This window comes from Nocardioides daejeonensis, from assembly GCF_003194585.1.
In the GTDB taxonomy this organism is placed as follows: Bacteria; Actinomycetota; Actinomycetes; order Propionibacteriales; family Nocardioidaceae; genus Nocardioides; species Nocardioides daejeonensis.
The window spans coordinates 222,691-238,543 of record NZ_QHKZ01000006.1; the positions used below are offsets into that span (position 1 = coordinate 222,691).

Annotated in this window: 17 protein-coding genes; 8 read left to right on the top strand and 9 right to left on the bottom strand. The window is 70.0% G+C overall.

Translation table 11 applies throughout. The features are described from left to right. Position 1 precedes the first annotated feature (1 nt). Positions 2-610: a TetR/AcrR family transcriptional regulator gene (locus DNK54_RS16495; RefSeq protein WP_204164648.1), complete on the bottom strand. Its 609-nt coding sequence runs from the start codon at positions 608-610 to the stop codon at positions 2-4. A 239-nt stretch (positions 611-849) separates the two neighbouring features. Between DNK54_RS16495 and DNK54_RS16500 the strand changes: the two genes are divergently transcribed. Next, positions 850-2,301: an amino acid permease gene (locus DNK54_RS16500; protein ID WP_110208088.1), complete on the top strand. Its 1,452-nt coding sequence runs from the start codon at positions 850-852 to the stop codon at positions 2,299-2,301. A gap of 7 nt (positions 2,302-2,308) precedes the next feature. Next, on the top strand, positions 2,309-3,565 hold the full coding sequence (locus DNK54_RS16505) for an NAD(P)/FAD-dependent oxidoreductase (RefSeq protein WP_110208089.1): 1,257 nt from the start codon (positions 2,309-2,311) through the stop codon (positions 3,563-3,565). A 56-nt stretch (positions 3,566-3,621) separates the two neighbouring features. Here DNK54_RS16505 and DNK54_RS16510 read toward each other — a convergent pair whose 3' ends face one another. Further along, the gene (locus DNK54_RS16510) at positions 3,622-4,560 is read right to left on the bottom strand and encodes an aminoglycoside phosphotransferase family protein (RefSeq protein WP_239460145.1); all 939 of its coding nucleotides are present in this window, start codon (positions 4,558-4,560) and stop codon (positions 3,622-3,624) included. Further along, positions 4,557-5,333 carry an isoprenyl transferase gene (locus DNK54_RS16515; RefSeq protein ID WP_420846384.1) on the bottom strand — a complete coding sequence of 259 codons (777 nt, stop codon included), beginning with the start codon at positions 5,331-5,333 and terminating at the stop codon, positions 4,557-4,559. The genes DNK54_RS16510 and DNK54_RS16515 overlap by 4 nt, the downstream gene beginning before the upstream one ends. An 85-nt stretch (positions 5,334-5,418) precedes the next feature. Here DNK54_RS16515 and trhA point away from each other — a divergent pair, with 85 nt between their 5' ends. The 3 genes from trhA to DNK54_RS16530 all read left to right on the top strand — a co-directional run bounded on the left by trhA (position 5,419) and on the right by DNK54_RS16530 (position 8,343). Then, positions 5,419-6,159 carry a PAQR family membrane homeostasis protein TrhA gene (trhA, locus tag DNK54_RS16520; protein ID WP_110208091.1) on the top strand — a complete coding sequence of 247 codons (741 nt, stop codon included), beginning with the start codon at positions 5,419-5,421 and terminating at the stop codon, positions 6,157-6,159. 97 nt (positions 6,160-6,256) lie between these two features. After that, the gene (locus DNK54_RS16525; protein ID WP_110208092.1) at positions 6,257-6,736 is read left to right on the top strand and encodes a SigE family RNA polymerase sigma factor; all 480 of its coding nucleotides are present in this window, start codon (positions 6,257-6,259) and stop codon (positions 6,734-6,736) included. Further along, the gene (locus tag DNK54_RS16530; protein ID WP_110208093.1) at positions 6,736-8,343 is read left to right on the top strand and encodes a PASTA domain-containing protein; all 1,608 of its coding nucleotides are present in this window, start codon (positions 6,736-6,738) and stop codon (positions 8,341-8,343) included. The genes DNK54_RS16525 and DNK54_RS16530 overlap by 1 nt, the downstream gene beginning before the upstream one ends. 117 nt (positions 8,344-8,460) lie before the next feature. Here DNK54_RS16530 and DNK54_RS16535 read toward each other — a convergent pair whose 3' ends face one another. The 3 genes from DNK54_RS16535 to DNK54_RS16545 all read right to left on the bottom strand — a co-directional run bounded on the left by DNK54_RS16535 (position 8,461) and on the right by DNK54_RS16545 (position 12,040). Beyond that, positions 8,461-9,111 carry a PaaI family thioesterase gene (locus DNK54_RS16535; RefSeq protein ID WP_110208094.1) on the bottom strand — a complete coding sequence of 217 codons (651 nt, stop codon included), beginning with the start codon at positions 9,109-9,111 and terminating at the stop codon, positions 8,461-8,463. Then, entirely contained in the window at positions 9,108-10,739 is a 1,632-nt protein-coding gene (locus DNK54_RS16540; protein WP_110208095.1) for an acyl-CoA synthetase, read from the bottom strand. Before DNK54_RS16540 ends, DNK54_RS16535 begins: the two co-directional genes overlap by 4 nt. A 62-nt stretch (positions 10,740-10,801) precedes the next feature. Further along, positions 10,802-12,040, bottom strand: a complete 1,239-nt coding sequence (locus tag DNK54_RS16545; protein WP_110208096.1) for a hypothetical protein — start codon at positions 12,038-12,040, stop codon at positions 10,802-10,804. A gap of 56 nt (positions 12,041-12,096) precedes the next feature. Here DNK54_RS16545 and DNK54_RS16550 point away from each other — a divergent pair, with 56 nt between their 5' ends. Next, positions 12,097-12,942, top strand: coding sequence for an LLM class F420-dependent oxidoreductase (locus tag DNK54_RS16550; protein ID WP_110208097.1), 846 nt, complete (start codon positions 12,097-12,099; stop codon positions 12,940-12,942). A gap of 19 nt (positions 12,943-12,961) precedes the next feature. Then, on the top strand, positions 12,962-13,603 hold the full coding sequence (locus tag DNK54_RS16555; RefSeq protein WP_110208098.1) for a TetR/AcrR family transcriptional regulator: 642 nt from the start codon (positions 12,962-12,964) through the stop codon (positions 13,601-13,603). Between the two features lie 11 nt (positions 13,604-13,614). Here the strand turns inward: DNK54_RS16555 and DNK54_RS16560 are convergent, their stop codons facing one another. Together DNK54_RS16560 and DNK54_RS16565 are read right to left on the bottom strand one after the other, a co-directional pair. After that, a complete protein-coding gene (locus tag DNK54_RS16560) occupies positions 13,615-14,130 on the bottom strand; it encodes a hypothetical protein (RefSeq protein ID WP_162602510.1) in 516 nt (171 codons plus the stop codon). A 126-nt stretch (positions 14,131-14,256) separates the two neighbouring features. Next, the gene (locus DNK54_RS16565; RefSeq protein ID WP_110208100.1) at positions 14,257-14,703 is read right to left on the bottom strand and encodes a hypothetical protein; all 447 of its coding nucleotides are present in this window, start codon (positions 14,701-14,703) and stop codon (positions 14,257-14,259) included. 41 nt (positions 14,704-14,744) lie between these two features. On the opposite strand from DNK54_RS16565, the gene DNK54_RS16570 reads away from it, so the two are divergent. Continuing rightward, on the top strand, positions 14,745-15,287 hold the full coding sequence (locus tag DNK54_RS16570; RefSeq protein WP_110208101.1) for a TetR/AcrR family transcriptional regulator: 543 nt from the start codon (positions 14,745-14,747) through the stop codon (positions 15,285-15,287). 13 nt (positions 15,288-15,300) lie between these two features. On the opposite strand, the gene DNK54_RS16575 is transcribed toward DNK54_RS16570, so the two are convergent. Continuing rightward, on the bottom strand, positions 15,301-15,852 hold the full coding sequence (locus DNK54_RS16575) for a hypothetical protein (RefSeq protein WP_110208102.1): 552 nt from the start codon (positions 15,850-15,852) through the stop codon (positions 15,301-15,303). Between the last annotated feature and the right edge of the window lies 1 nt (position 15,853).

Genomic DNA, 15,853 nt, shown 5'->3' on the forward strand with positions numbered 1-15,853 from the left:
GTCAGCGACGACCGGCCCCGAGCCCGAGCTCGCGCTGCAGCGCGAGCTCGGTCCACTCCTCCATCTGCCGCTCCGTGACGGCCTCGTCGAAGACAACCTGCTGCACGGCGAGACCGTCGAGCAGGGCGGTCAGCCGCCAGCCCGCGCCCGCCGGGTCAGGACAGGCGAAGACACCCGCCGTCACCCCCTCGTCGATGAGCCCGACGATCACGTCGCGCCAACCGACGTCGAGGTCGCGCACCACGGCACGCAGCTCCGGGCTGCGCAGGCTCGCCGACCACGACTCCACCCAGAGTCGCCAGCCGAACGCAGTGCCGGTGGGTCCGTATTCGCGGAGGACCGCACGCAGCCGGCTCTCGACATCTCCCTCGGAGCGGGCGAGCACCGCCTCGAGCCCGTCGAGGTCCCGCCTGGCCGCATGACGCAGCGCAGAGATCACCAGGGTCTGCAGGTTCTCGAAGTGGTAGAAGATCAAGCCGGCGCTGACCCCGAGCCGCTTGGCCAGATCAGCTCCGCGGAGCTGGTCGATCCCCCGCTCCTCGATCAGCTCGAGGGTCGCGTCGAGGATGTCCCCACGCCGGTCCTCCGCATCCTTCTTCACGCGCGCCACGGCCGACATCGTAGCCACAGCGAAGCGGCAGTCCGGGCCACCCGGATCGCCCCCCAGGGTTGACAACGGTGTGATGCACGCCGCACTGTATCCCTCGTTGACTGATTGAACAGTCAGTTAAGGAAGTGCTGGTCCACATCGGCGGCGCGCAGCAGGCGAGATGGATCAGCGTTCCTCAACGACAGAGCCTCGCGCCCGTCCCTCGGGGACACCGGCGCACGATCCGAGGGAGTTTCCGTATGGCGGGGTCACCAGCCTCCGAGGAGCACGAGACCGGCACGCTCAAGCGAGTGATGAAGAGCCGGCACCTGTTCATGATCACCCTCGCCGGCGTGATCGGGACCGGCCTCTTCCTCGGCACCGGCGATGTCATCAGCCAGGCCGGCCCCGGCGGCACCATCACGGCGTACGTCGTCGGTGGGCTCCTCCTCTACCTGACGATGGTCTGCCTCGGCGAGGTCTCTGCGGTCATGCCGGTCTCCGGCTCCTTCCAGGCGCACGCCACGAAGCTGATCGGACCGGGCACCGGCTTCACCATCGGGTGGATCTACTGGATCAGCTGGGCAAGCTTCATCGGCCTGGAGTTCCTCTCCGCGGGCATCGTGATGCGCTACTGGTTCCCTGACTCCCCCACCTGGATGTGGTCGGCACTCTTCATCGCGATCCTCTTCCTGATCAACTGCTTCACCGCCCGCTCCTTCGCCGAGACCGAGTACCTGTTGGCCGGCATCAAGGTCCTGGCCGTCGGCCTCTTCATCGTGCTCGGCGGGCTCGCCGTCTTCGGCGTCATCAGCATGGACGGCCACGAGGCGCCCGGCCTCTCCAACTTCACCGAGCAGGGCGGCTTCTTCCCCGCCGGGTTCGGCGCGGTCTTCGCCGCGATGATGACGGTCGTCTACACGTTCATGGGCTCGGAGGTGATGGGGGTCGCCGCCGGCGAGACCGAGGAGCCGCGCAAGGCCATCCCGCGCGCCGTCCGCACCATCGTCTTCCGGCTCGTCTTCCTCTACCTGGGCGCCATCGTGGTGCTGATCGCGCTGATCCCCTGGAACGAGGTCGGGCTGGACGAGAGCCCCTTCGTCACCGTCTTCGACGAGATCGGCATCCCCTACGCAGCCAGCCTGATGAACTTCGTGGTGCTCATCGCGATCCTCTCCGTGGGCAACACCGGCCTCTACATGTGCACACGCATTCTCTGGTCGCTGGCGCAGGAAAGGTCCGCGCCCCAGGCCTTCGGCCGCACCACCGAGCGCGGCATCCCGATCATGGCGCTGGTCTTCACCATGGTCTTCGGGCTGCTGTCGCTCCTCTCCAGCGTGGTCGCCTCGGACACTCTCTTCGTCTTCCTGATGTCGGTCAGCGGCGTCGGTGGGGCGTTGAGCTGGATGACGATCGCCTGGTCGCAGTACCGCTTCCGGAAGCAGTACCTGGCCGACGGCGGGGACGTCGCCGACCTGCCGTACGCCGCTCCGCTCTTCCCGATCACACCGATCCTGGTGGTCCTGATGAACACCGCGGTCTTCGCCTCGATGGCGTTCGACTCCACGCAACGGCTCTCCCTGGCAATCGGACTTGCCGTAGTGCCGGTCTGCTATGCCGTGCACCACCTCTGGGTGAAGCCACGCGCAGTCGCCCGGGCGGAGGTCCCACAGCACGACAACGCCGTCGCCGGCAGCGTGGGTGGGAAGTGAGTCGCCGATGAGCCGCTCGCCACGGACGGTCGCCGTCGTCGGAGCCGGGATGCTCGGCCTCTCCACTGCCTGGTTCCTCCAGGAACGCGGCGTCGAGGTGACCGTCTTCGACGCCGTCGGCCCCGGCGCCGGGGCTTCCTGGGGCAACGCGGGATGGATCACCCCGACGCTCAGTACACCGCTGCCCGAGCCCTCGATGCTCGCCTACGGCGTGCGCCAGCTGCTTCGTCCCAGCTCGCCCCTTTACGTGCCGCCCACCGCCGACCCTGGCCTGATCGGCTTCCTCGCACGGCTCGGCCGCAACAGCACCGCCAGCCGCTGGCGGGCCGGCGTACGCAAGCTGCTGGAGATCAACACTCAGGCACTCGATGCCTACGATGCCCTCGCCGCCGGTGGCGTCGACGGCCCGATCCGCGAGGCCGAGCCGTTCGTCTTCGGCTACACCTCACCGGAGCAGGTCCGGGGCATGTACGCAGAGGGCGAGAAGCTCGCCGCACTCGGCCAGAAGGTCGACCTCGAGCCGCTCTCCGCCGAGCAGGCACGGGCCTTCGCGCCCATGCTCTCGGAGCAGGTGCGGGGCGCCCTGCTGCTCCACGGGCAGCGCTACCTCGACCCTCCGGCGTACGTCGCCGCGCTGGCGGAGTCGGTCCGCGCACGCGGCGCCCACACCCGCTACGGCGTCGAGGTCACCGCGGTGACCGAACTCCGCGGGGACGCAGGCCGGATCCGCGTCGCCGGATCCGCGGTCGAGCAGGAGTACGACGCCGTGGTGCTCGCCACCGGTGTCGCACTGCCAGCGCTGGCAGCTCCGTTCGGGGTCCGCGCACGGGTCCGGGCCGGGCGCGGCTACAGCTTCTCCGTCGTCCCCGAGGCATTGCCTGTCGGTCCCGTCTACTTCCCCGGCTGCTCGGCGGTCTGCACGCCCTTGGAAGGCCGGATGCGCATCGCTGGCATGATGGAGTTCCGCTCACCTGGCGCCCCGCTCGACCCGCGCCGGATCCGTGCCCTTGTCGACTCGGTGCGTCCACTGCTGCGCGGGGTCGACCTCGACGATCGCTCCGAGGAGTGGGTCGGCTCCCGGCCCTGCACAGTCGACGGCCTCCCCCTGGTCGGCGCCACCGCGTCACCCCGGGTCTACGTCGCCGGCGGCCACGCCATGGAGGGGATGACTCTCGGCCCCGCCACCGGACGCCTGCTCGCCGACGCCATCTGCACCGGCACGACGCCGGCCGCCCTCGCCGGTTTCGACCCGCTGCGACGCTAGGTCGTGTTGCGAAGGTCTTGGCCCGCGCAGCAGGCCGTGGCGTTGAGCAACACGGCCTAGTCCTGCACCGCTTTGGCGACGGTGATGCACCGCGTGATGTGCTCGCGCTCCTCCGCGGTCGGCGCACGCTGGGCCCGCACCGCGTCCTGATAGGCCCAGTGCGCGTTGAGCACGCTGCGCACCACCACCCAGCCGCGGGCCCGGTCCTCGTCGAACTCCGCCACGTCGACCAGGGTGTGGAAGCGCCGCCGGATGCCGTCTCGAACGGTCCCCACCACGCCGTACTCCTCGAAGCGGTCGCGGAGCATCGGCTCGAGCTCGTAGTGGGGGTCGCCGGCGGTGGGCTTCGGGTCGATCGCCAGCCACTGCGCGTGGCCGTCCCGCTCGCCTCGGAGCACGTTCGCGTAGTGCAGATCTCCATGCAAGAGCGCGGTGCCCGGCTCCGCGGTCAGCTCGGCAGCCAGCGCCAGGGCCTGCTCGGCCATCCGGCGCGGGATCGGCACCGTGGCCAGGTCCAGGCGCAGGTCGTCCGCCCAGCCGCGCACGTACGCCGCCTGGTCGCGCAGCTGCGGCAGCGCGGGCAGGTGCAACTGTCGGTAGAGGCCGGCGACGATCGCGCAGGCCTCCTCGTCCCACTGGTCGGTGAGGTCGATGCGCTCCAGTCGCTCGAGCAGCAGCGACCTCCGGGACGGGTCGGCCCGCTTCAACCGCGCCGCTCCACGACCCTGCCAGCGCTGCAGGGCGAGGTGCTCGTGCTCCGACTCCGCGTCGGGCAGCCCGATCTTGAGGACCGCCGTACTGCCGTCGGCTGTGCGCACCGGAGCAGTGAGCGAGCAGAAGCCGTGCCAGAGCGGACCTTCGAGGTCGAGCTGCCAGTCGGCGAGCACCTCGCTGGTCAGTGCGGGCAGCTGGTCGAGCCAGTCAGCCCACTCCGTTCCCAGGTGCCGCTGGGTCTCGAGGCCGGGAGGAACCTCTATCCGGGTCTCGGAGGTCACTGGCCGAAGCGACGCTCGCGGTCGGCGTACGCGCGGATCGCCCGGATGAAGTCGACGCGCCGGAAGTCGGGCCACAGGGCTTCGCAGAAGTAGAACTCGCTGCGGGCGCTCTGCCAGAGCAGGAAGCCACCCAGCCGCTGCTCTCCGGAGGTGCGGATGACGAGATCGGGGTCGGGCTGCCCCTTGGTGTAGAGGTGCTCACCGATCTGCTCGACCGAGATCTTGGCGGCCAGCTCCTCCATCGTGGTGCCGACGCCCGCCTCCTCGAGGAGGATCGAGCGGACGGCGTCCGCGATCTCCCGGCGGCCGCCGTAGCCGACGGCGATGTTGACGAGCATCCCGTCGACGTCGCGGGTCAGCTCCTGCGCCTCCTTGAGACGGGCGGCGGTGCGCTGCGGCAGCAGGTCGAGGGCGCCCACCGGGTGGACCCGCCAGCGTCGCTGGTCGGCGAGGGAGAGCACCGCCTCCTCGATAATGTCGAGAAGTGGCTCGAGCTCGGCGGCCGGGCGGTTGAGGTTGTCGGTGGAGAGCAGCCACAACGTGACCACCTCGATACCGACCTCCTCGCACCAGCCGAGCAACGGCTCGATGTTGGCCGCGCCGGCGCGGTGACCGTGTGCGGTGTCGGCGCCGACCGCCTTCGCCCAGCGCCGGTTGCCGTCGAGCATGACGCCGATGTGCTTGGGCAGGCGGTCACGCGGAAGGGCGCGCACCATCCGCGCCTCGTACGCCGGATAGAGCGCACGCCGGATCGCGTCCTTCCACTTCGCCACAGGCTGATGGTAACCACCCCCGGGCCACGGTGAGGTGCAACGCATTCCCCTGACTCGCAACCTACGGTCCGGTAAGTTATGCCCCATGAACGACCTGATCCGCACCCGCGTCGACGCGGTCCGCGACGGCTTCGACGACTTCGTCGAGCGCGTCGAGGAGGCTGTCGTCGACATCAAGCCTCGACTGCGTGGCTGGCTCCACCTCGCCAGCGTGCCGCTGATCCTTGCGGCCGGCATCGTGCTGATCACCCTCTCCCCCACCACGACGACGCGGATCGGTTCGACGGTCTTCACGATCTCGGCGCTGGTGCTCTTCGGGGTCTCCGCGGTCTATCACCGGGGCACCTGGTCGCCGAAGACCTGGGCGTTCCTGCGGCGCTTCGACCACGCCAACATCTTCGTGCTGATCGCCGGCTCCTACACGCCGTTCGCGCTGCTCTTCCTGGAGGGCACAGCCCGAGCGACCCTGCTCGGCGTGGTCTGGGTCGCTGCCATCCTCGGGGTCGTCTTTCGGGTCTTCTGGACCGATGCGCCCCGCTGGCTCTACACCCCGATGTACATCGCGCTCGGCTGGGCCGCGGTCTTCTTCATCCCGCAGTTCATCGACGGCGCCGGCCGCTACCAGGCCGGGATCGCCATCGCCGCCCTGGTGCTCGTTGCGGTCGGCGGCGTGCTCTACACCCTCGGCGGCCTGGTCTACGGGTTCAAGCGCCCCAACCCCTGGCCCCTCACCTTCGGCTTCCACGAGGTTTTCCACTCCTTCACCGTGCTGGCCTTCATCACCCACTACGTCGGCGTCTCGCTCGCCACGTACTCGCTGCGCTGAGCGCGCCGGCCTGAACCAGCGACCTGACTCAGGGAACCGAAGCCGCGGCCTCGCCGGTCTTAGTGGTGAGAGGTAGGAACCCTGAGAGGAGCGCCGGGTGGAGTTCGCCGAGTACGTCGCACTGCGGCGGCCGCGTCTGGTGCGCTCCGCCGTACTCCTGGGGTGTCCGGAGGCGGATGCCGAGGACCTGGTGCAGACCACCTTGGCCAAGGCACTGCGGTCGTGGCGCCGGGTGCAGCGCGCGGACTCACCGGACGCCTATGTGCAACGGATCCTGGTCAACAGCCTGACCGACGCGCGTAGGCGGCGTTGGCGTGGCGAGGTCCCGACCGAGGAGCTCCCGGAGCCTGCACTGCCCGACGCGACCGAGGGCGTGACCGAGGGCTGGGCGGTACGGCGTGCCCTCGCCTCGATGAGCGCGGCGCACCGTGAGGTGCTGGTGCTGCGCTTCTTCGCCGACCTCTCCGAACGAGAGACCGCAGCCGTGCTCGGGGTGGCCCCCGGGACGGTGAAGAGCCGGACCGCGCGCGCTTTGAAGGCGCTCGCCGCAGACGGCAACATCGTGAGGAGCAGCTGATGGCCCCGGAGTTCTCCGAGCACGAATCCGGACTGGACGAGGACGAGGCGCGCCGCCTGCTGCTGGCTGCGGGTGCGACCGTCGAGGTAGGTGCTTCCGCACCACTTCCCGAAGCCCCGCGACGGCGGGCACTACCCGCCCTGGCCGCTGCCGCACTGGTCGCCGGCATCATCGGCGTCGGCGTGGCCTGGCAGCCGGACTTGTCCGGCGGCGAGCAGCCCGTGGCGACACCCGACGCCACGGACACCGCTACCCCCGGTGCGTCGGAGCCTCCCGCAGGCTCCGTGCCATCGCTGGTCGGCCTGCCGGTCGAGGTGGCGCAGGAGCGACTCCGGCGGGCCGGCCTCGAGATCAACGGAAGCCAGGACTACTCCTGCGTGATCCCCGACGGCCGGGTGATCAGCACCGAGCCAGGCGCTGGCTTGCTGCCGAAGTCGGGGACGGTCAAGGTCGTGGTGTCGGGCGGCGTCGCACCGAACGTCAGCTGTGGGTTCTTTGTCCTGGAGGAGGACTGGGGGCTCCTCGACCTGGGTGCTGGACGGCCGGCCGCAGCTGGCAACCGACCCACGTTCGCGGACGAGGTCAGCGTGGTGGTCGATGGTGGAGAACCAGAGACCTTCGACGGCCCGGACCTGCTCGATCCCCACGCCTGGTCGCGCGGCTCGGCACTCGGCATCCTCGGCTCAGCGATGGACGAGATGCGTCCACCTACCAAGGCAGGCGAAGCCTGGCAGACCCCCGAGGTCACCGGTCGCCACGGCATCCCGCCGGCGACCGAGTGCGGAGTGACCCGCCCGGGCATGAGCGGTGACCTCGACGTCACCACCGTCAGCGTCGGCTTCCCCGGCGAGCCGTGCCCCGCCTCAGTCGACGTGTTGCGGGATCCACAGAGCCGCGAGATCGTGGCGCTCTTCGCCCGCTCGGCGCGGCCCGACCTGCCGTCGGCCGCCCAGGAGATCACGGTGCCTGCCGTCCGGGGACTGCGTCTCGACGAGGCGCAGGAGCTGCTCAGCGCCACGGGCTTCGCGGTCACCACCTTTACCTGGGAGCGCTGTCAGCCCGGCACCGGCGTGACCGACCAGGGTCCCCAAGCGGGCACGAAGGCGCCGAGCGGTAGCACCGTGACGATCACCGTCGAACGGGAGCCCCACGGCGTCGACTGCGCAGCTCTCGACCGCGCGGCCGACGAGCTGATCGCCTGGGCGCAGGGCGGCAGGGCGCCCGCCCTGGCTGCGCGGGTCACCCTCATGCTCGGTTACGAGAAGGCGGACGAGCTGACCGGTCCGGACCGCCTTGACCCCGACCGCTGGACCGCCTGCGTGCCCGCGGGGAGCCCCACCTGCGGCAACGCGCTCGCTACCTTGGCGGCGTACGGCGGGCGGGTGCAGCGGCGCGATCTCGAGGACGACGTACCGACCCTCCCCGACGGCACCCCACAGCCCGACTGCACCGCCGACCTCGGCGGCTTCCCCACCCGCTTCTACGAAGCCTGGCGCCTGACCCTCACCCCCGACCTCAGCCTGCCCTGTGCCAAGCAGTGGTCCATCGACCTCTTCGTCGACGAGACCGGCGCCCTCACCGGCGTCAACCTCTCCCCTCCCCGCTGACCCGGGGCCTCTCAGTTTCCCCGCCCGGGCGGGGAAACTGTCACCTGTATGCCGTAGCTACACACACCAGGCGACCAATTCCCCGCTCGGGCGGGGAATTACCAAGATCGGAACGGTTCAAGAAGAGCGAAGCCAGGGGGCGAGGACGAAGATGCCTTCGCCGGTGGCGCAGACACCGTCGGTGGTGGCGAGCTCGGAGTGGACGGTGAAGGAGTTGCGGCCGGTGGCGGCGACCCAGGCGCGGGTGGTGATCGGGCCGAGACGGGTGGGCTGCAGGTACTTGACGGTCAGCGTGCCGGTGAAGGTGGTGCCGCCGGCGTGGATGTGTGCGGTACGTCCGCTGGCATGGTCGATCGCCAGCGCGATCCAGCCGCCGTGGACGCACCCCGGCGGACCCTCGTACGCCGCCCCGAGGGTCGCCTCGTAGACGGCCCGGCCGTCTGCATTGCTGACCTCGCTCATCGGTGGCGCGATGGCGTTGCGCAGGCCGGTCGCGGCGTTGCCCCAGTGCCAGACGTCGCCGTCGTCGTTGACGTGCACGCCATGGGAGCCGGTGTCGGTGCGCTTGCGGAGCAGATCGAGCGCGGCCGCGATGTGGCTGCGCACCTCGGCGACCACGTCGGGCTCGACCTGGCTGAGGATGGTGGCCTCCACGAGCTCGCGGACGTCGTCGGCCAACGGTGCCCAGGTGGCAGCGCGCTCGGCGAGCTCGGCCGAGGTGATCGGCTCGTGGACCCGCTTCGACCACGCCGGTCGGGAAGCGGTCACGGCTTGACCGCCTGCTCCTTGGCCCACCGGTAGTCGGCTTTGCCCGCAGCCGAGCGCAGCAGCGCGTCGCGTCGGACGATCGCCTTCGGCAGCTTGTAGCGGGCGACATGTGTGCCGGCCTCGGCCAGCAGCTCCTCGTCGGTGACCTCACCCTCGACGACGACGATCGCCACCACCTCGCTGCCCCACTTCTCCGACGGACGGCCGACGACCACGACGTCCTTGATCGCGGGGTGCGCGGCCAGGGCCATCTCGACCTCCTCGGCGAAGATCTTCTCGCCGCCGGAGTTGATGGTGACGCCTTCGCGCCCGAGCAGCTTGATCCGACCATCGGCCAGCAGCTCGGCGCGGTCCCCAGCGACCACCCAGCGGCTGCCCAACACCTCGGGGAAGGTACGTGCGGTCTTCTCCGCGTCGCCCAGGTAGCCGAGCGGGATCCGGCCCCGCCGGGCGAGCCAGCCGATCCCCTCGCCCGGCTCCAGCTGCCGCGCCAGACCCTCGTCGAGGACCACGGTGTCGGCGTTGGGGGTGAAGACCGCACTCTCCGCCTCGGCGCCGGCGGTCGACATCTGGCTCATCTGGATACCGCTCTCCGAGGAGCCGACGGCGTCGGTGATGAAGAGGTGCGGGGCCGCGGCCAGCAGCCGGTGCCGGATCGCCGGCGACATCGGGGCACCGCCGTTGCTGATCGAGCCGAGCGTGCTGAGATCGAACTCTCCGCTCTCCATCACCTCGACCAGCGGCCGGGCGATCGCGTCGCCGACCACCGGGATGTTGAAGACCTTCTCCTCCACTGCGACCCGGATGCACGCATGCGGCTCGAACGCCCGCACGTTGTCGGGCACCACCAGCTTGCCGCCGCTCACCATGAAGTGGAACGCACCCCACTGTGCCGCGCCGTGCATCAGCGGAGCGATCATCAGCAGCGCGAGCCCACCGTTGGCGTCGACCGCGGCCTTCGCGATGGCGTCGAGGTCGGCGTACGGCTCGGTGCTGCCGTACGGCGTCCCACCCATCGCGCTGACGAAGATGTCGTGGTGCGTCCAGATCACGCCCTTGGGCATGCCGGTGGTGCCGCCGGTGTAGATCAGGAACGGGTCCTCACCGTCCGGCTCCGGGAGTACGGCGGCAGGGGTGGCGAGCACGTTCTCATAGGCCACCGCGCCGGGCAGGAGCGGGTTGTCGCTGTCGTCGGCGACCTGGACGAGATGCACGAGCTCGGGCAGCTGGTCGCGGATTGCGGCGATCCGGGGAGCGAACTCGGCGTGATAGACGACCGCCTTCGCCTGCGAGTCGCGGAGCAGGTAGATGAGCTCCTCGTCGACGTAGCGGTAGTTGACGTTGACCGCACCCAGCCGGGCGCGGAAGGCCCCGATCCACGACTCCAGGTACTCGTTGCCGTTGTAGAGATAGAGCGCGACGTGGTCGTGCCCGGACTCGTGGCCGGCCAGCTCGGCGCGTGGCTGCCTGGCACCGAGCCCGCGGCCGGCGAACCAGGACGCGATGGCAGTGGCGCGCTCGTTCACCTCCCGGTAGGTGACCCGACGCTCGCGCCAGACCATCACCTCCTGATCGGGCACCGCGTTCGCGACGGCGTCGAAGACGGAGGAGAGGTTGAAACCGGGCATCGCTGTCCTTAGGAGTGAGGGCAGGGGGCTGGACCGCCGTCACTGTGACCGGTGCGGCCCTCCTACGGCGCGCCGCTCCCGCTGACCGGGTAGAGCGGCAGGCTGCGGCGCGGCGAGAACTCGAACCCGGCACCGGTGCTTATCCGCGTGACCGCCACCTCGTCGGCCTCGGCCGCGGGCGCCTCACGCTCGACCAGCCTCAGCGTCCACTCCTGGTCGCTGCCGGTGACCTCGACACCGAGAAGCGGGTCGATGGCACGCACCAGCGCTTGCAGCGGCCGCAGCTCGCTCGGACCGCACAGCGCGATCCAGGCGCCGTCTTCGTGGGCCGGGCCCGGGTGCACACGCAACGCCTCCTCCGAACGCGAGAGCTCGACGTACGCGGCCGGGTTGAGGAGCGGGTGGAGGCAGATCAGGTCGAGCGGTCCGGCGCCGACGACAGCCCGGCGGATCCGTTCGGTGGCGATGCCGGCGATCCCGACGAGGGTCCGGACTGCGATGTCGCGCGCCTGCTTCTCGGGCAGCCGGGCGGCCAGCGCCATCCGGAAGCCGTTGGTCAGCAGGTGCATCTGCAGGCAGACCTCGTCGGCGATCCGCACCAGCGCGGAGCGGGAGAAGGCACTGAAGTCGAGGTCGCTCAGCAGTGGTCCGGAGTAGTCGGCCAGACCCTCGTCGGCGGGGTCGATCGGCGCGAGCTCGAGCGTGGCTGCGCGGCTCACCTGGTTGCGGAGGCAGAGCTCGGTGGCCTGCACCGGCGGATGGGAGTCGTCGATGCGCACCGTCCAGGCGCAGTGGGGGCTGCGGTCGGCCGGTATCCGCGGCGGCCGATGGATCGGCCGTACCTGGGCACGGGGGTTGGTGGCCACGGCGGTGGCGTCGAAGGTCGGGTCCTCGATGTCGTGGCACATCGACCGCACGTAGTCGGGTCCCATCGGCTCCACGTCGACGAGCGCCCCACAGTGGTCGAGGTGGAACTCGCCGTTCCGTCGGTCGTGCACGGTGTAGCGGAAGTCCATGAACTGCGGCGGCGCACCGATGTCGAGCTGCAGTCCCTTGAAGATGGTGATCACGTCGTCGCCTTCGTAGCGGAGCGCCTGCTGCATCCGGCGTGTGTAGATGGGCGAAGCCGCGGCCCACTCGTCGATCGCAATGCGGGCCATCTCCTCGCGGCCGAGCGCGCCGATGCACCACGCCATGCCGGAGCGGTCGATCAGCTGGCCGACGAGCAGCAGCTCCGGCACCAGCGCGGCGAGCTCGGCTCGGGAGAGTGCGTCGTATCGACTGCCTTCCAGATTTCCCATAGTGGGGACTATGATAGTTCTGCTGTCAACGCCCGCCAACAGAACGGACCACGCCCATGCGCCACGGCATCGTGCTCTTCACCAGCGACCGCGGGATCACCCCCGCCCGCGCCGCGAAGGCCAGCGAGGAGGCGGGGTTCCACACGTTCTACGTCCCGGAGCACACCCACATCCCCGTCAAGCGCGACGCCGCCCATCCGGGCACCGGTGACGAGTCTCTCCCCGACGACCGCTACTTGCGCACCCTCGACCCCTGGGTGGCGCTGTCGACGGCGGCCGCCGTGACGGAGCGGATCCGCCTCTCGACCGCGGTCTGCCTGCCGGTGGAGCACGACCCCATCACCTTGGCCAAGACGATCGCCTCGCTCGACCACCTCTCCGGCGGCCGGGTCACCATCGGCGCCGGCTTCGGTTGGAACACCGACGAGCTCGCCGACCACGGCGTACCCGCCAACCGGCGACGCACCGTGCTCAAGGAGTACCTCGGTGCCATGCGGTCGCTGTGGACCGAGGACGAGGCGTCGTACGACGGCGAGTTCGTCTCCTTCGGCGCCTCCTGGGCGTGGCCCAAGCCGCCGCAGGGCAACGTGCCCGTCGTGATCGGCGCCGGCGCCGGCCCGAAGACGTTTGCCTGGATCGCCGCGCACGCCGACGGCTGGATGAGCACGCCGCTCGACAGCGACATCCCGGAGCGCTGCGAGGCGCTCCAGAAGGCGTGGGCCGAGGCCGGGCGAGACGGCGCACCGCAGGTGCACGTGCTGGTCACCCGCCGTCCCGCACCCGAGGAGCTCGCCTCCTGGGCCGAGGCCGGCGTGACCGACGTCGTGTGGGGCGTGCCGGACAAGTCCGCCGACGAGGTCGAGGCCGCGATCGCGAAGCTGGGTGCGCACCTGGGACTGTGAGCACCGATAGTCTCGGAGGGTGACTCGACTGCCCTCGTCCACGCCGACCCTGAGCGCGAAGGGGACCCGGCTCAACCGACGCGGGCTCGAGACTCGCGAACACGTGCTGCGGGTAGCCCTCCGCTGCCTGGCCTCCGGAGATCCCGACGCGGTGAGCGCGAACCTGGTCGCTCGCGAGGCGGGGGTCACGTGGGGCACGGTGCAGCACCAGTTCGGCGACGTCGACGGCCTCTGGGCCGCCGTCCTCGGCTACGTGGCCGACCACCGTGGCCCGGGGCTCACGACACTTCCCGACGTCGGCGACCTGGAGACGCGAGTTCGCGGCGTACTCGAGGTGATGTGGCAGAGCCTGGAGCTACCCGGCCAGCTCGCGCTCTACCACCTGCGCCTCTCCCTCCCACGCAACCGCGAGGACCTCGAGGAGCAGTTCCCCCAGACCGCGAAGGCGATCGCCTACTGGGACGCGGAGTGGACCGCGATGTGCGAGCAGGCCTTCGCCGACCTCCAGGTCGACCCGGAGAAGGTCGCCAAGGTGCGCCACCTGCTTCCCGGCGCGATCCGGGGCCTCCACAACGAGCAGCACCTCAGCAGCTACACCGACGCCAATGCCGGTCGCGAAGGGCTGGCCGAGGCACTGACGGCGTATCTGGGCGCATCCTGAGGCTGCACCCATCACTGCCGATCTATGCCAAGCGCCTCTCGTAGGGCCGCAAAGGTGGCCACCCCGGCCCAGCCATCTGGCTGTTCCTCCTCAGCCCAGACGTTCACGAACTTGTCCCCCGAAACTTGGATCAAGAGTCCCTGCGTAACGGGCTCGACGACTGTCGCGTCCGGCGCTCGAGTCGACCGCGGCCTCAACTCCGCCCGATCACCGAAGACTGCAATCTTCGCCCCCCTCGGGAGGCCCGACGCCATGGACTCCACCGACACAGGAGATCCCTCAGCCCAAGGCGTCATGACACTTACTCGGGACTCAACCTTCCCGCGCCATGCCTCCTCGACCGTGACATCGATAATCAGTACGGCGACATCTTCTGGCCCATAGTCGACTTCTCCCGCATACACCTCCGCGATAGTCCCGTACGCGGCCACCTCCACATCCTCCATCTGTTCGCGCGGCGACGAATACGGCAAGTAATCCGAGTGTCGAGACTCAGCAAGAGCATCAATTGCTGCAACTCGACTCATCTCTTCCCCGCACCCTTGGCCTCATCAGCCAGCCGGCCACAGGCCGCAGGCAGAAACCCAACGGCCAACACCAAGGCAACCGTGGGCACGGACCTCGCAGAAATGAACAAGCCGGCACTCCAATCTTCAGAAGGGGCACGCATGAAGCATGACGTTGCGCAGCCTAAGGAGATAGGTCTTGTCGGCCTGACAGAAGTCGCCGGCAATGGGGTGCTCGACCATCAGCTGGCCCGGCTGGATCATCGTGAGGACGCCTTCGGCGACGATGCAGTGGTCGTCGACCACGATCGACTCGGTCCGGAACTCGAGGATATGACCGTTGCTCTCCACGAGGTGTAGGCAGTAGGCCTCCACTCCGTCCAACCCTTTCGGGCCGACGTCGCCCTGCGCCTCCCAGAAGTGGTAGGCGGTCGCCGGCCCGAGGGTCGCCATCAGGTCGGCGAGGTCGCCGTCACGCTCCGCGGCAGCGTGCTCGACCACCCGCTCCAGCATGGTGCGCTGTCGCCCGTTGGCAGCCGTGTCGAGTCGGGCAGTCAGGCTGTCGACCAGGTGGCTGCGGTTCAGTTCGATCACAGCTCGGCGGCCGGCCCCGCGACGCACGCATCGACGAGGCGGTGCTGGCCGCGACCCGCGCCCTGGTGGCGGAGTCGGGCTACTCCGGGCTCACCTTCCGCGCGATCGCCGACCGCGCCGGTACGTCGCAACCCGCCCTCCGTCGCCGCTGGCGGACCAAGGCCCAGGTGGTTCATGAGGCGGTCTTCCCGACCAGCGCGGCGGCGCAGGAGTCGACCGGGGAGTTGCGAGGCGACGTCCGTCAGGTGGTTGCCTCGTGCGTCGCCCTGCTCTCCTCCGAGGCCGGCCGCCGGGCCACGCCAGGACTGATGGCCGACCTCACCGCCGATCCCGACCTGCAACGCGAGCTGAGCGCACGGATGTGGACGGCGGTCGGAGACGGGCTCGCCGCCCGACTGGCCGACGCCGTCACCCGCGGCGAGGCCGCGCACGAACCCGACGTGACTCTGTTTGTGGAGATGGTCTTCGGCACCGTCCTGATGGCCGTCGTCCTCCGCGGCCCCGAGGGGCTCGACGACGCATGGCAGGACGGCCTCACAACGATGCTCCTCGACGGACTCGCTACCTCCCGCCCTACGGAGTAGGAGCAGGCAGATCTCAGAGCGGCGTGGGGCGGCAGACCCGGCAGATCGTGAGCGCGGAGTTGCTGGCGGAGGCCGGCACCAGGTCGTCGCGGTGGGCGATGAGCGAGCAGTCGCGCCGATGCATGGTGGCGCCCTCCCCCACCGTCACCGGCGTCGCACCCAGGTCCGCGCCGACGCTCCCGGCGGCAGCGCCCGACTCGGCGACCGCCGCGGCCCGCGACGTGACCTCGGCGAGGACCAGCAGGGTGTCGCCGAGCCGCTTGGAGGCCTCACGGTTGTCGTTGGCGATCCGCGCCAGCCAGGCACCGAAGTAGAGGAACCCACCCACGAAGGTGAGCCCGAGGCCGAGCAGTCCGCCCGAGACGAGGTAGGAGAGCTGGTCGTACTGGTAGGGCGTGTTCGCGGCGCCGTACCAGCCGAGCACGATCACAACGAGGCCGAGCGGCAACAGGATGGCGCCGGCCCAGAAGAGCACGACCTGCAGCAGCGCGTAGTGGTTGTTGAGCAGCGGGGCCACGCCGGAACGCTCGCGGGCACCAGCGCGGGGCAAGGACGTCGACGTCATC